Origin of the sequence: Paenibacillus vietnamensis, assembly GCF_020169515.1 — a bacterium.
Taxonomy (GTDB): domain Bacteria; phylum Bacillota; class Bacilli; order Paenibacillales; family Paenibacillaceae; genus Pristimantibacillus; species Pristimantibacillus vietnamensis.
The window spans coordinates 51,539-66,478 of the sequence record NZ_JAHMHW010000006.1; the positions used below are offsets into that span (position 1 = coordinate 51,539).

Here is a 14,940-nt window from a genome sequence, read left to right on the forward strand (position 1 = left end):
CAATTACGTTTCAATAATAGCCTCAAGCTGCTGGCGGTCATACTGCTCCCGGTACCAGCCGCCCTTCTGCAGCAGCTGCTCATGCGTGCCTTCCTGCACGATCCGCCCTTCGTCCAGCACGATAATCCAGTCCGCATGCTGCACAGCCGACAGACGGTGCGTCGTGATGAGCGTCGTCTTGCCGGCGCGCTCCGTGCGGATGCCTTCGATGATCTCCGCCTCCGTCTTGCCGTCAACCGCCGACAGCGCATCGTCCATCAGCAAAATGTCCGGGTCGGCGATCAGCGCCCGCGCGATGCTGACCCGCTGTTTCTGGCCGCCGGACAGCGCGACGCCGCGCTCGCCGACAAGCGTCTCCAGCCCGTCAGGCAGAAACTGAATATCTTTGGCAAACGAAGCGCGTTCGAGCGCCCGCTGCAAATCCTCGTCGCTTCCGCCCTTTAACCCGAAGAAAATATTTTCGCGGATCGTCTTTGAGAACAGCACCGGCTGCTGCGGCACGTAGCCGAGCCAGCCGAGCCAGTCACCGATCTTCAGGCTGCCGAGCGGCACGCCGGACACGCGGATATCTCCGCCGCCGAGCGGGTATTCCCTCAGCAGCTGCTTCAGCAGCGTCGTTTTGCCGCTTCCGGTGCGTCCCACGATGCCGAGCGTCTGCCCCTGGCTCAAGCGGAAGGAGACGCCCACCAGATTATCTGTCTGCGAGGAAGGATAACGGAACGTCACGTTCCGGAACTCCAGCGTTGACGGCTCTCCGATCCGGGCGGGCTCCTTCGCGTCCGGCACGTCCGGCTTGTAGCCGAGCGTTTCGCTGACCCGGTCGAGCGAAGCGTTGCCGCGCTGCATAATGTTGATCAGCTCGCCGATCGCGAACATCGGCCAGATGAGCATGCCGAGGAACACGTTGAAGGAAACGAGCTCGCCCAGCGTAATTTCGTTGTGAAACACGAGATAACCTCCGTAACAAAGGCCGATCAGATAGCTCAGCCCGACGAGCACCTTCATCGTCGGCTCGAACAGCGCGTCGATGCGGGCGACGGCGATGTTTTTGCCGAGCACCTCGCTTGTTTTGGCGCCGAACCGCGCCTCGCTCGCTTCCTCCTGTACGAACGCCCGGATGACCCGCACGCCCGACACCGATTCCAGCACCTGGTCGTTCAGCTCGCCGAAGGCGTCCTGCGCATCCGTGAACCGCTCGTGAATTTTTTTGCCGTAATGTTTCATGGCCAGCGCCATCAGCGGCAGTGGCAGCAGCGCCGCAAACGTCAGCTTCACGCTGATCAGGCCGGCCATTACGATCAGGATCGTCACCATGAACAGGGTGGAGTCGATCAGCGTCAGGATGCCGAACCCCGCCGTCGTCGCGACCGCACCCAAATCGTTCGTCGAGCGCGCCATCAGGTCGCCCGTCCGGTTCCGCTCGTAGAACGTCGGCGTCATCCGCAGAAAGTGCCCCATCAGGCTCGAGCGGAGCAGCTTCTCCAGCACGAACGCCCCGCCGAACAGCTTGTAATGCCATACGTAAGTGATCAGGTAGCCGACGACCGTCAGCCCGATCCAGAAATACGCCACCCGGTGAAATTCCGCGTCCCCCAGCTGATCCTGATGAATGCCGTCTATCGTATAGCCGATCAGCCAAGGCGGAATGACATCGATAAAGCCAGTCAAGATCAGCAGCGTAATCGCCAGCGTGTACCGCCTCCAATTCGATTTGAAAAACCAGCTTAATTTTTTAAGTACACTAAACATGCTTCTCTACCACACCTTCCGGTATCCATCCTTGCCTCATTTTTCCCAAAAAAAGAAGCGCGCCGCCGTAACGACACGCTTCTTCATATCAGGCAGCCTGCCTTCCGCGGGCGGAAAGCGGCACCTGGACATAGAAAAGGCGCATGATTACGGACACGTAACCAATGCGCCTCTGATAGTCGGGATTACCCTGAATCAAAGTGAAATGACGCGCGGATGGATTACGTTATTCATGTTCAAACGATTTGTCGTAACGACAGTCAAGTTAAAGGTAAAATGGTTTCTCATGGAACGTAATCCTCCTTTTCATAAAATTCTAATTGTCACTTTACCATCGGCCGAAAATGCTGTCAATACCTGAATTTGAAAACTTTTCTTTTACAATTCATCCCTGAATACCTTGAATAAGGAATGGCTAAGCCCTTCCAAATGTCACAATTCGTTGCTCTTTGCTGTGATTGAAATCACATATTCTGCCGCATCGCAAGTCTATACTAGGCTTATCAAGTTAAACCAAGCAAATGACGGAGGGGTTACCATGCTAAGCGAAAAAACGATAGCTGTCATCAAGTCCACCGTGCCCGTACTGGAAGTTCACGGCGTAACGATAACGAAACGGTTTTATGAGCTGTTATTTACCAATCATCCGGAGCTTCTGAACATCTTCAACCACGCCAACCAGAAGCAGGGCCGGCAGCAGACGGCGCTGGCGAATGCAGTATACGCGGCGGCGCTCCATATCGACAATTTGGCGGCCATCATACCGGCGGTGAAGCAGATCGCCCATAAGCACCGCAGCCTCGGCGTGCTGCCCGAGCATTATCCTGTCGTAGGCAAATATTTGCTGGCCGCCATCAAAGACGTGCTCGGCGATGCCGCGACGGACGAAATTTTGCAGGCCTGGGCCGATGCTTACGGCGTCATCGCCGATGCTTTCATCGGGGTGGAGGCCGGCATGTACGACCAGGCCGCGAAGCAGACCGGCGGCTGGGACGGCTTCCGCAGCTTCCGCCTGGAGCGCAAGATGAAAGAGAGCAGCGTGATTACTTCGTTCTACCTGGAGCCGGAGGACGGAGGTCCGATCGCGGCATTCGAGCCGGGACAATACGTGAGCGTCAAGCTGCAAATCGAAGGCGAAACTTATACCCAGATCCGGCAGTACAGCCTTTCGGATGCTCCCGGCAAGCCGTATTACCGGATTTCGGTCAAGCGCGAGGATGCGCATGGGGACCATCCGGACGGCAAAATATCCACTTTTTTGCATGACAGCTTCGAAGAAGGCGGCACGCTGCTGCTCTCCGCGCCTGCAGGCGATTTTGTTCTCGACCAGAGCGATGAACGGCCGGTCGTGCTGCTAAGCGGCGGTGTCGGCATCACTCCGATGCTCAGCATGCTGAACGTGCTGGCAGAGAAACACCCGAACCGGAAGGTCACCTTTATCCATGCAACCGAGAACGGCGAGACGCATGCCTTCCGGCAATATGTAAATAAGCTGACCGAACGCTCCCCGCAGCTGGACGTGTATTACTGCTACCGGCAGCCGACCGCTGAGGACCGGGCGCAAAGCCGGTTCCACAAGGAAGGGTATGTCGACCTGCCTTGGCTGAAAAGCGTGATCGCAGATTCGGGCGCTCACTATTACTTCTGCGGCCCGGTACCGTTCATGCGCGCCGTGAACAGCGCTTTGCAGGAATGGGGCATTCCAGAATCCGATATCCGGTTTGAGTTTTTTGGCCCGATGGCCAGCCTTGCTCCGGCGGAACAAACGGTTTAAAGGTAAATAAGGAAGACGCCAGTCCGATTCTCTCGGCTGGCGTCTTTTTGCTTTCTCGTTATTGCCCCGTAATATCAGCCGCTACGCGGAACCCGCAGTTGCCCGTCGAGCTGTCCGGCGTGTTGCCGCTTCTGGCCGCCACCCGGTACCGGTTGCAGTAAGAGCGGTGGCACAGGTACGAGCCGCCGCGCATGGAGCGCCGGTCCGTCTGCTTTGTAAAGCGGGGGTTGTCCATCGGCGTTTGACGGTGATAGTTTGGGCTGAACCAATCGGCGCACCATTCCCACACATTGCCGGACATGTTGTACAAGCCGTAGCCGTTCGGTTCGTAGGCGTTCACCGGAGCCGTGCCGACATAGCCGTCGCTGGCGTTGTTTTTCACCGGGAACTTCCCCTGCCAAATGTTGCACATATGCTTTCCATCCGGCTTCAACAGGTCTCCCCATGGATAGGTTTTGCCCTCCAGACCGCCTCTCGCCGCATATTCCCATTCCGCCTCCGTCGGCAGGCGCGTGCCCGACCAGGCGCAGTAGGCCGCCGCGTCATTCCACGAAATATGCACGACCGGATGGTCGAGCCTCCCGTCAATGGCGGAATCGGGGCCTTCCGGCTTCGCCCAGTAAGCTCCTTCTACGACTAACCACCAAGGCACCTGCTGCGGAACGTTCTCCACGCGCGCCCGCGTTTCCTCCGAAGCGAGCAGATGGAAGACGTATGACCAGCCGAATCGTTCGGCCTCCGTCATATACCCTGTACTGTCGGCAAAAGCTTTAAACTCCGCATTTGTGACTGCATAAGGCGACAAGAGGAACGAGTCGAGCCGCACCTCCCGCACCGGCCCTTCCCCGTCGGCCGGAAACCCTTCGGGCGTATCCGTTCCCATCCGGAACACGCCGCCTTCAATCCGGACAAAAGAGCGTGCCGGCTCCCTGGCTTCCCCCTTCGCCGGGGCGGCAGTCTGCTGCGGACGCGCCGCTTCTCCGGATCCAGCTTGATCTCTGCGGGCCGCACAGCATGATTTTATCGGTTCCATATCTGGTTGTTCCTCCCCCGGCGCAAGCCGTCATTTATTTTGTTCCTTTATTTTAGAATCAAACCGGATGATTTGCAAAGTCTTTTATCCATTTTGGAATTAAGTAGGCTGATATAAGGAGATTTCATTTGTTTCCAATCAATATCCAACACAAAAATTGCCTATTTTATAATGTTTCGCAAAAGTTTATTTCATTTTGGAATAAAGTTGTTATAATAGAACTATACATGAACCCCACGAGGGAGGCATATTTGTTATGAAGGAATCGCGTGCGGCTCTATTGCTCCGTTTGTTCTGGACTTTTTTCAAAATCGGCCCCTCCACGTTCGGCGGGGGCTACGCCATGATTCCGGCCATTGAGCGCGAAGTGGCGGAAAAACGCAAGTGGCTGGATGCGCAGGAGATGAGCGACATGTTGTCCGTGGCAGGCTCCGCGCCCGGCGGCGTCGGCGTCAACGCTTCCGCCTTCATCGGCTACCGTCTGGCAGGAGTCGCCGGTGCGGTTGCCGCCGTACTGGGGATCGCGCTCCCCACGTTTCTGATCGTGCTCGGCCTCGGCCTCGTATACCGGCTGATGGACGGAAATCCGAAGGTGGAAGCCGCCTTGCTGGGCATCCAAGGTGCCATTTTGGCTCTTATTCTCGTCTCCGCCTACAAGATGGCCAAAGCTTCCTTATTCGATAAAACAACAACCGCAATCTTTATCTTTTCGCTGACGCTGATGACGATTACGTCCTTTAATCCGGTTTTCGCCATTGCCGCAGGCCTAGCCGCCGGGATCGTCTGCATCGGCATCAAGACGCTGTTGGGCCGCCGGATCAGCACGGAGAAGCAGCGAACCTCTCATACGCCTGGCAGCTCTTATTATCTGGAGTATTACATCTAGTCAGGAGGCTTCCTATGCTGTGGAACCTGTTCCTCTTCTTCTTGAAAATAGGCTTTCTCTCCTTCGGCGGCGGCTACGCGGTCATTCCGATGATCCGATACGGGCTCATTTCTCGGGGCTGGATCGATGAAGCCGCGTTTCAGGAGGCCGTCTCCTTATCCGGCATGGCTCCGGGGCCCATTGCGACGAACAGCGCTACCTTGATCGGCTACCGGATCGCGGGATGGGCAGGCGCCGCAGCCGCAACGGCCGGCATCATTCTCCCGTCGCTGCTGATCATCATTTGTATTGCGCTGTTCTTCTACAAGCTGCGCCATAACAAATGGGTAAAAGCTTCCCTGTACGGCCTTCGGCCGATCGTGACCGCACTCATCCTCATCTCCGCCCTCCACTACGCTTTCCCGATTGGCTTCGGCGCGGCCTTCCACTGGCAAACGGCGGCCATGCTGCTGATTTGCGCAGCCTCGGTGGTGTCGCTGCTTAAATATAAGCATCATCCCCTGCTCGTCATCGCCGCTGCGGGCATTGCCGGCATCGTTCTTTTCTGACCGGCAATCCCCGCTAACCATGCTCTCTACGCTGGTGAATTGCTGTAAGTTGCGCTATAATAGTCTCGATTATAACCTAGTAGTTTACTTGGATAATTGGAGACAAAACGTGGATATACAACCGAAAAGACCGATTCCTTCAACAAAAAAAACGGTATATGAGCGCATTGCCGACCAAGGCACCGTCTCCAAGGCGGAGCTTCTTGCGTCCTATTCGCTGACGAGCAGCACGCTTACGCGCTTGCTGGATGAGATGGTGGCCGAAGGGCTGCTGGTCGTGTCCGGGCTCGGCCGTTCCAGCGGCGGACGCCGCCCGATTCTGTACGAGATCAACGCCGACTACGGCTATTTCTTCGGGCTGGAGCTTTCCAGACGTTATTCCGCATTAGGCTTCTTCGACTGCAAAATGAATCCCAAGTCGTTTACGCGCTGGCGCATGGACGAGGCGATGACGCCCGGGCAGCTGGTCGGCCACGCCGCGGCTGTCATCCGCTCCATTCTCGCCGACCACCGCCTCGAGCCGCAGCAGGTGCTGGGCATCGGCGTCGGCGCGGTCGGACCGCTCGACCGTGCTTCAGGCACGATACTGAGGCCGCTTAATTTCCCCGCTCCCGGCTGGACGGACGTCCCGATCTGCGGCATGCTGACGGAGAAGACCGGCCTTCCGTCTATGCTTGAGAACGGCGCCAACGCCGCGCTGATCGGCGAGCAGTGGTCGCTGCGCGGCGAGGAAATGCCGCAGCATATGCTGTACGTCCATGCCGGCGTCGGCCTCCGGTCCTCGATGATGTCCTACGGGCAAATCGTGCACGGCTCGGTCGACATGGAAGGCTCCATCGGCCAGATGATCATTCAGACCGACGGCCCGCGCCTGCACGATTACGGCAATTACGGAGCTCTCGAGGCGTATGTATCGGTGCAGGCGCTGGAGAAAAAGGCCCGCTCGGACGCCAAGCTGGGGCGCGGCGATCTGCTGCAAATCAATCCGGCGTCAACGGTGGACGGCATCAGCTACGATACGCTGCTGCAGGCGCTGTCCAAGGGAAGCGGCTACGCCGAAGAGCTGTTCGTCGAATCCGCTCGTTATTTCGGCATCGGCCTCGCCAACCTGATCAACGTGTTCCATCCGGAAAAAATTATTTTGGGCGGAGCCCTCGTTAACTCCTGCGAGCCTTTCTACCAGACGGCGATCGAAATCGCACGGAAAAATACGTACTACGATCCGGTCTACCGGCCGGACTTCTCCAAGGGAGAGCTGCGCGAGGATGCCGTCGCGACCGGTGCGGCGCTGATTGTGCGAAAGAGCTTAACCTACTGACAGAACCGCCGCCCGCTATCGGCGTCCTTCCGCCTGCCGCGCCCCCCGCAGCAGGCGGTTTACCGTTTCGCGGCGCAGGCCGATCAGCTGGCCGATCTCGTCCTGCGTCAGGATGTCGGTCAGCGCGGCCGGCGAAATATAGGTGTCGAACCACTGCTGCAGCTTCCGCAGCTTATCGGCCGGAGACACCTCCGTCAGCTGATCGATCCGCTGCTGCATCATCCGCAGCTTTGTCTGCAGAAGCAGCGCGATTTCTAGGCTTTTCTCCGCGTTCCCCGCAAGCTCCGCATACCATTCCTGCGCCGGCACCTTCTCCACCTCGCAGGTTACGAGCGCTACGGCCGTGCCGTGATTGGGCATCGGCGTGATCAGCGAATGATGCGGAATCCGCTCACCCGGCACGATAATGTTCACCAGAAACGAATGTCCGTCCTCGTGGACGCGGACGATTTTGAGCAGCCCGCTTTTCAAGTGGAACAGCCCGCTGATTTCCCCTTGATGAAATAACGTTTCCCCTTTATGCAGCAGCATATCCCCTTCTCCTCTCTTTGTGTTTTTGATTCCTGCCGCTTGCACGGACAGCATGCAGAGCCGCCCGCTTTTCGCGGAATTCCGACAATTCCCTTCAATTCCAGCATTGACGGATTGATGGACCGGGAGTAAAATGTTACATGCGCAGTAAGGTATAGCGCCGAATTCCGCCAGAAAGAAGGTTCCCCGCAAGCATGCGTATCAAGACCTTTGCCATCTGCATCTATATCATCCTGATCTATTGGATTTCCCTTCATATCCCGCACATGAAGTCCTTATTTTTCCCGACGCTTGGAGCATTCAGCCTGCTGTTCGTCTCTCGTTCGTTCGAGAAAGCGGAAGTGAGAAAAATCGCCCTGGGAGCCGTAACGGCCTCCGTCATCGGTTCTCTGTTCGCCTACTGGAATCCGGGTGTTGTTTCCCTGCTCCTTACGCTGCTCATCGTCATCGGACTGATCAATAAATTCAAGTGGAATGCGCCGCCGATTCTTGCCGTGTCGCTTATTCCTTTCTTCACACAGCCGGACTTGGCATGGATCATTCCATTGTCGGTGTTCCTTTCCCTCGGAGGACTGCTGCTCACCTTATCGGTTGCGGCTTATGTAGACGGCAAAATCGACAACATGCCCTTTGTTCCGAAAAGAAACGTCAAAGCCGAATCCGACACTGCCGCTTAGTCAGCCTTTCCATTCTTCAGGCAGCAAGCGCCGGTAATGGGGCTGCAAATAACGGTCGTCGATCAGCACCAGCGTGCCCCTGTCGTTCTCCGAGCGGATGAGGCGGCCGCCCGCCTGCAGCACCTTGTTCATGCCGGGATAGACGTACGCGTAATCGTAGCCGCTTTTGCCTTGCCCGTTGAAATAGTCCTTCAGCATATCCCGTTCCACCCCGATCTGGGGCAGCCCGACGCCCACCACAATCACACCGATCAGCCGGTCCCCGGCAAGGTCCACCCCCTCCGAGAACACCCCGCCCATGACGGCGAAGCCAACTAACGTTCTTCCTGTACCGGCCTGAAAAGCCGCCAAAAACCGGTCCCGTTCCTCCTCCGCCATATCCGGCGTTTGAAGCAGCACGTCCACCTTCTCTTTTGCGCCATCGCCTTCCGGCTCTAATCCTTCAAGCAGCTCCATAAACGTCTCATAAACCGCATTCATATAAGCGTACGAGGGAAAAAAGACGAAGTAATTGCCCGGGCGCTCGGCCGTAAGGCTGAGAATCCGCTTCGCAATCGGAAGCTTCGACTCGTCCCGGTCCCTGTACCGCGTGGACAGCGGCTGAATAACGACGTCAAGCTGCTCGCGCGAGAACGGGGACGGCACCGTCAGCGTGTAATCGTCCTCACCGGCACCCAGCATGTCCATGTAGTAGGTGATAGGGGACAGGGTCGCGGAAAAGTAAACATGCGAGCGATATCCCTTACCTGCTTGCCGCAGCAGATCGGAAGGGTCGAGGCAGAACAGCTTCACCCTTACGTCGTTTTTCGACAGCTCCGTGAAGGAAACGTAACGCTCATCGAACAGCTTGGCCGTCCGCACGAAATTTTGCGCGGCAAAATACGCGTCCAGCAGCAGGCTCCCCCCGCTTCCCGATGCCAACGCCTGCTCGGCCGCCTGCACGAACGCCTCCGTCAGCGCAACAAGCTCCATCGGCAGCTCCCGCTCCGCCAAATGCGAAGCCCCGTCGCTTCTTTTGCGCAGCGCGATAAAATAATCGTTGACCTCCTTCGCCGCCCGCCGGCAGCCCTCATGCTCCCCCTTAAGCTCCCTCTGAAGCGCCAGAAACGGCGACTTCGCCAGCTCCGCCGAGAACATGTCGCGCGCCCGGTCTACGAGGTTATGAGCTTCGTCCACGAGCAGCGCCGTCTTTTTCTTTTGCTCCGCATACTGGCGCTTGAACGAAATCCGCGGATCAAAAATATAATTATAATCGCAAATGACTGCATCGGCGGCATAGGCAACATCCAGCGAAAACTCGAACGGGCATACTTGATGCTTGCGGGCGTAGGCTTCAATAACCACTCTCGTCATGATTGTCTCATTCCCGAGGAGGTCCATTACCGCGCCGTTAATGCGGTCGTAGTAGCCGTCGGCGAAGGGGCAGTGCTCCTTTTCGCAGCGCACTTCCTCGCTGAAGCAGATTTTCTCCTTCGCCGTGAGCGTGACCGCATGCAGCCTCAGCCCCTTGGACTGCATCAGCAGCAGCGCCTCCTCGGCTGCGGCCCTCGTCGTCGTCCGCGCCGTCAAGTAATAAATGCGCTGCAGCATGCCGGCGCCCATCGCTTTGATCGCAGGAAACGTCGTGGACACCGTCTTGCCGATGCCGGTCGGCGCCTTGGCGAACAGCCGGACGCCTTCCTCGACCGATTTGTACACCGCGCCGGCGAGCTTCCGCTGCCCCGGGCGGTACGCTTCGAACGGAAAGCCCAGCTCCCGGATGCTCTCGTCCCTGGCCTGCGCATGCTCGAGCTTCAGCCGGGCGTAAGGGGCGTATCGGGCCGTTACCTCATGAACGAACCGCTCCAGCTCATCGAAGCCCAGCTCGCGCACGAACCGCCGCTCCTCCTCCGTCTCCGTCTGGACGTACGTCAGCTGCACGCGCATCGCGGGCAGCTCCTGCTCCCTCGCATACATATAGGCGTAAAAAATCGCCTGTGCCCAGTGCACCTCGCGGCCGTCGCCTTCTATGGCGTCCAGATCGCCGCCTGTCGATTTGATTTCGTCCACCGTCGGGAACGGCTCGGTGGACAGCAGCCCGTCGCAGCGCCCGTCCACGGCAAAAAGCAGATCATCCGACCGGATGTCTGCCTTGACGTACACTTCCTTGCGGTCGTCAGCCCCGTACGAGCGCTGAACCCTCTGATGCGTTTTCGTCCCTTCGTGCATCGTATCGATCGCATTCAGCCGGACGTCGATGCTGCCGCTCAGAAACACATATTCCACCAAGTGCCTCACCGATATTTCTACCGTATCCCCGATCTGCATCACGATTCATCTCCGCTCCCATGAAGAACATTTGTTCCATCATTGTACCACAAGCGGACGGGTTATGAGAGGCGGGGCGGAATCGGGCAATGGCGTTAAATGGATTTTATGTATCTAAATTCGCAGGAGAGCCGCCTTATCACGCAATTAATGGATTTTATACATTTATTTCAGGGAAAATAGTCACTTCCGTCCAAAATCGCTCATTTATATACGACAAATCCATTTATTTCAACAGGTAATCACATATCGCGCAAAATAAGACCATCTAATACAGTTATGGGACAGATACAGCCATGCACAAATACGGTTTATATCAAAAGGCACGGAGCCCCTGCTCCGTGCCTGTCTCAAGCCTAATGCCAGCTGCTCCATCGTCTATTCCTGTCCGCCATCACCAGGGCTCTGATTCCGTTTCCTCCTCCGGATGTTTCCCGACGCCGTTTAACAGATCCGTTCCGTGGAACTCCTCTTCAGGAGCGGCTGCGTCCACCTCGCTGTTCGCAGAAAGATCGTCGGCATCGGGAACGTCCTCGAGCTCCCCTTCCGCCCAGCCTTCATTGCGAAGCCGGGTTTCCTCCGCGTCTGCAGAAGGATACTTCTCCAGCAGCAGATCATCCGCCTCCTGCACCGCGCCTTCTGCCGTTTCTTCCGTAAATAAACCGAATTTCGGATCAATGTCTTTCTCCGTTGCCAGACTGCGGATTTCCCGCTTTTCATTTTCGAATTCGTTTGCCATAGTCTTTGCCTCCCCTTGCGTATATGCCTCTACCCTATATTACCCAACAACCGTGCCGGTCTAACCAATCCGGTCATGCGGCACCCGATCCGGACCGGGCCGCGGCCGAGCGTTTCCCTGCAAGGGCTTGTCCTCACGAAAAGAACAAACAGCCGCCGCCATCCTTCTGGACGGGGCAGCCGCTAGGCTGCTGCCGGTACATACTCCGGCCGTTATTCATATGCCAAAATCGCAACGGTGGCGTTGTCCTGATGCTTCCTGCCAATGCTAATGACATGCTCGACCAGGAATTCCGCCGCAAGCTGCGGCTCCAGGCGGACCGCCTCCTTCAGCAGCGGCTCGGACAGCTCTTCGTATAAGCCGTCGCTGCACAGCAGCACCCAATCTCCCGGCTGCAAAAGCAAAGGCTCCTTATTCGCCTCCAGCTCCTCCAGCTCCGGCAGGCCGAGATAACTCGTCAGAAGATGGCGGTCGGGATGAGACATCGCTTCCTCGAAGGTTATTTCCCCGGCCTGCACCCGCTCGAACAGACGATTCGCGTACACATGGTCCTTCGTCAGCCGATGCAGCTCGCCTTCGCGAAGCAGATAGATACGGCTGTCACCCGCCGAAACATAATACAGCTCGTTGCCTTTTACGACGGCGGCGACGAGCGTCGTCCCGACCTTCCATTCCAAGCCGCTGCGCCCGGCCATCCGGAACACCTCGCCGGTAGCCGCCTGAATCGCCCGCTCCAATGCCGCCGGGACAGTCTCCTTGGCGTGCCTGCCCTCATATTCGCGGATCATCGCTTCCACCGCGAGCAGCCCGGCCTCCCTGCCCATTTCGAAGCCGCCCATGCCGTCCGCGAGAACGGCCAGCGCTCCGCAGCATGCAGCCGACTCCGGGTCGTCCATGGCAGAGAAGCCATAGGCGTCCTGCTGCTCCTCCCGCTCCCCGATATGCTGGGCGGCCCCGGTCAAAACATACGGCCAATCTCCGCCGGCCCGCTGCCCGGCTCCCTGCGTACTGTCGGCACGGCCCGCCCCGACTGCCGTCACCAATACCGCTACCAAAGCACAAACGGCGATGACTCCCCAAAGGATGACCATTCCTCCCACCCCCCATTTTACCGTGACGCATGCCTAATCTATTCATACCTATGGGAGGCGGAAGGAAGTTATGCCTTGGGAGCCGCGGCTTCTTCCTTTATGGCTGCCTGCCGCATGTCATCAGGCCGAGCGTCATTAGGATGAGCGTCATTAGGCTGAGGCGTCATTAGGCTGAGCGTCATTAGGCCGAGTATCATTAGGCTGAGCGTCATTAGGCCGAGTATCATTAGGCCGCGCATCCATAAATGGATTTTGTGTAGTTATTTTTTGGTTTAACGAAGCTCCCTGAGAAATAAATGGATTCCATGTATTTAAATTGGCCATTTCGTCGAAAAGCCGCGATTTCGCTTAATTTATATACGTCGAATACAGTTATTCCCGCCGAATGGGACTGAACGCTCGAATTAGATACATGAAATCCAATTATTTCAATTGGCGGGGGGTTGCGGCGGCAATTGGCGGGGGGCTGCAGCGGCAATTGGCGCGGGCTGCGACGGCGGATGATTGGTAGATTACAGTTCGCGGACGACCGGGACATTACAGCAGCGGGTTAATCAGCCCATGTCAAAAACAAACGTCTTAGCAGCCTACCCCCTTAGAGCGCCGTGGATCTGAGCAGCCGGGCTAAAGTAAATATTGAGATCTGAGCGATCCGGGTCATTGCAGCAGCGCCACGGGCGACAACACCCAATACAACAACAAAACCCCCGCCAATGGCAGAGGGCTTTGTTGGGGAGCAGAAGCTTCCTTAGGGGATGATGAAACGACTTCGAGTTTAATAGGTCAGGACCTTCGGGGCTATTATTTCACGCACCATCCTCGAAGTATTGCCAAGTAACTCTTAGTATTACTTTTTCACAATATCCTGTACCGCTTTATCCAGCTTCTCGAGCAGCTGATCGCCAGTAATTTGTTTACCGAGGTATTCCTGCATCGCCGAGCCCCATTGCTGCGTAATGCCGTCCGGGAAGCGGTCCCAGTGCCAGCCCTTCACCTGCTCCGGATTAGAGCCCGCGAAGGCTGCGAAGTCGCCGCCGATTTTGCCGACAGCTTCGGCGTTGGACGGGATCGAAGTCAGCGCCGGCACAAATTTGAAGTCGGTGGAAATAAACCGTTTGCCCGTCTCCGAAGTGACCATCCAGTTCAGGAACGCTTTCGCTTCCTCCGCATGCACCGACTTGTTGTTGACGATCCAGTTATTCGGCACGCCGGTAAATACGTTAGGCTTCCCTTGAAGCGGCACCGGCATCATGCCGAGGTTCAGGTCCGGATTCACCTCGTCGACCATGCCCTGAATCCAGTTGCCGTGCTGGATGATTGCATATTTGCCCGCCGCGAACTCCGCTACCTGTGTGCTGTAGTCCGTCGTGAGCGCGTTATCCTGCCCGTTCGCGAACATGATGTCCACGAGACGCAGCCATTCCTTCATAAGCGGATCATCCTTCAGCTTCACCTTGCCGGCCTTCACATCCTCGATAAAAGCGGCCGGATCCGCCTGGTTCGCGAAAGCGATATTCAGCGTATGGATGCCCATCGACCACCACTCGCTCGTCAGCGCGAACGGGATGATGCCCGCGTCCTTCAGCTTTTTGGCCGCCGCCTCCAGCTCATCCAGCGTTTGCGGAAGCTCGGTGATGCCGGCTTCGGCGAACAGATCTTTATTGTAAGTAAAACCGTAGGCTTCCAAATTCATCGGCATGCCGAGCAGCTTGCCGTCGCGCGTAATTTGCGCCTTGGACGCCTCCACCAGATCCTTGGCCCAAGCCTCGCCGCTCAGATCGGTCGCCCGGTCCACATAAGGATCAAAGCCCGCCCAGCCGCTGGAATTGAAAATTTCCGGCTCCTCGCCGGCCGCCAGCTCCGCCTTCAGCAGCGCGCTGTAATCCTCGCCGCCGCCATGCGTCTCGATATCGACCTTCACGCCGGTTTCTTTCTCATATTCTTCGGCCATCTTGTTCAGCGCATCGGCGATTTCCACTTTGAACTGGAACACCTTGATCGTGACATCCTTCTTCGGAGCGTCCGTCGCCTCCGTTCCGCCCGTATTGTCCGGAGCGTTCGTGGCGCCGCCGTTCGAGTTGGCGTTTCCGCAGCCGCTCGCCAGTCCCGCCAGCATGGCGGCTGTCAGCATAAGCACAGGTATCTTTTTCATCTAATGACCTCCCGCAAATTAATGTCGAGCCCACTATTGCAACGCTTACATCGCCATTATAATTGTGCAACGGCAGAGCACAACACCGAAGATATTGCGCACCTAGGTGTAAAATGTTGATATTCTTCGGCCCGT

12 protein-coding genes are annotated in these 14,940 nt (G+C 57.2%); 5 read left to right on the top strand and 7 right to left on the bottom strand.

Annotated features, from left to right (window positions below):
- Positions 1–3: 3 nt before the first annotated feature.
- On the bottom strand, positions 4–1,749 hold the full coding sequence (locus tag KP806_RS14155; RefSeq protein ID WP_224724354.1) for an ABC transporter ATP-binding protein: 1,746 nt from the start codon (positions 1,747–1,749) through the stop codon (positions 4–6).
- 538 nt (positions 1,750–2,287) lie between these two features.
- Here KP806_RS14155 and hmpA point away from each other — a divergent pair.
- Positions 2,288–3,523: an NO-inducible flavohemoprotein gene (gene hmpA / locus KP806_RS14160; protein WP_224724355.1), complete on the top strand. Its 1,236-nt coding sequence runs from the start codon at positions 2,288–2,290 to the stop codon at positions 3,521–3,523.
- Between the two features lie 58 nt (positions 3,524–3,581).
- Here hmpA and KP806_RS14165 read toward each other — a convergent pair whose 3' ends face one another.
- Complete coding sequence (locus KP806_RS14165; protein ID WP_224724356.1) at positions 3,582–4,556, bottom strand: formylglycine-generating enzyme family protein; 975 nt, start codon at positions 4,554–4,556, stop codon at positions 3,582–3,584.
- Positions 4,557–4,812: 256 nt separating this feature from the next.
- Here KP806_RS14165 and KP806_RS14170 point away from each other — a divergent pair, with 256 nt between their 5' ends.
- The 3 genes from KP806_RS14170 (at position 4,813) to KP806_RS14180 (ending at position 7,308) form a co-directional block, all read left to right on the top strand.
- A complete protein-coding gene (locus KP806_RS14170) occupies positions 4,813–5,442 on the top strand; it encodes a chromate transporter (protein WP_224724357.1) in 630 nt (209 codons plus the stop codon).
- 14 nt (positions 5,443–5,456) lie between these two features.
- A complete protein-coding gene (locus tag KP806_RS14175; protein WP_224724358.1) occupies positions 5,457–5,990 on the top strand; it encodes a chromate transporter in 534 nt (177 codons plus the stop codon).
- 109 nt (positions 5,991–6,099) lie between these two features.
- A complete protein-coding gene (locus KP806_RS14180) occupies positions 6,100–7,308 on the top strand; it encodes an ROK family protein (protein WP_224724359.1) in 1,209 nt (402 codons plus the stop codon).
- Positions 7,309–7,323: 15 nt separating this feature from the next.
- On the opposite strand, the gene KP806_RS14185 is transcribed toward KP806_RS14180, so the two are convergent.
- Positions 7,324–7,839 carry a Crp/Fnr family transcriptional regulator gene (locus KP806_RS14185; RefSeq protein ID WP_224724360.1) on the bottom strand — a complete coding sequence of 172 codons (516 nt, stop codon included), beginning with the start codon at positions 7,837–7,839 and terminating at the stop codon, positions 7,324–7,326.
- Between the two features lie 194 nt (positions 7,840–8,033).
- Here KP806_RS14185 and KP806_RS14190 point away from each other — a divergent pair, with 194 nt between their 5' ends.
- Positions 8,034–8,516, top strand: a complete 483-nt coding sequence (locus KP806_RS14190) for an HPP family protein (protein WP_224724361.1) — start codon at positions 8,034–8,036, stop codon at positions 8,514–8,516.
- On the opposite strand, the gene KP806_RS14195 is transcribed toward KP806_RS14190, so the two are convergent.
- The 4 genes from KP806_RS14195 to KP806_RS14210 form a co-directional block, all read right to left on the bottom strand.
- Positions 8,517–10,823: an ATP-dependent DNA helicase gene (locus tag KP806_RS14195; RefSeq protein ID WP_263575716.1), complete on the bottom strand. Its 2,307-nt coding sequence runs from the start codon at positions 10,821–10,823 to the stop codon at positions 8,517–8,519.
- Between the two features lie 394 nt (positions 10,824–11,217).
- Complete coding sequence (locus KP806_RS14200) at positions 11,218–11,562, bottom strand: hypothetical protein (protein WP_224724362.1); 345 nt, start codon at positions 11,560–11,562, stop codon at positions 11,218–11,220.
- A gap of 212 nt (positions 11,563–11,774) precedes the next feature.
- Positions 11,775–12,653 carry a PP2C family protein-serine/threonine phosphatase gene (locus KP806_RS14205; RefSeq protein WP_224724363.1) on the bottom strand — a complete coding sequence of 293 codons (879 nt, stop codon included), beginning with the start codon at positions 12,651–12,653 and terminating at the stop codon, positions 11,775–11,777.
- 847 nt (positions 12,654–13,500) lie between these two features.
- Complete coding sequence (locus tag KP806_RS14210; RefSeq protein WP_224724364.1) at positions 13,501–14,805, bottom strand: ABC transporter substrate-binding protein; 1,305 nt, start codon at positions 14,803–14,805, stop codon at positions 13,501–13,503.
- Between the last annotated feature and the right edge of the window lie 135 nt (positions 14,806–14,940).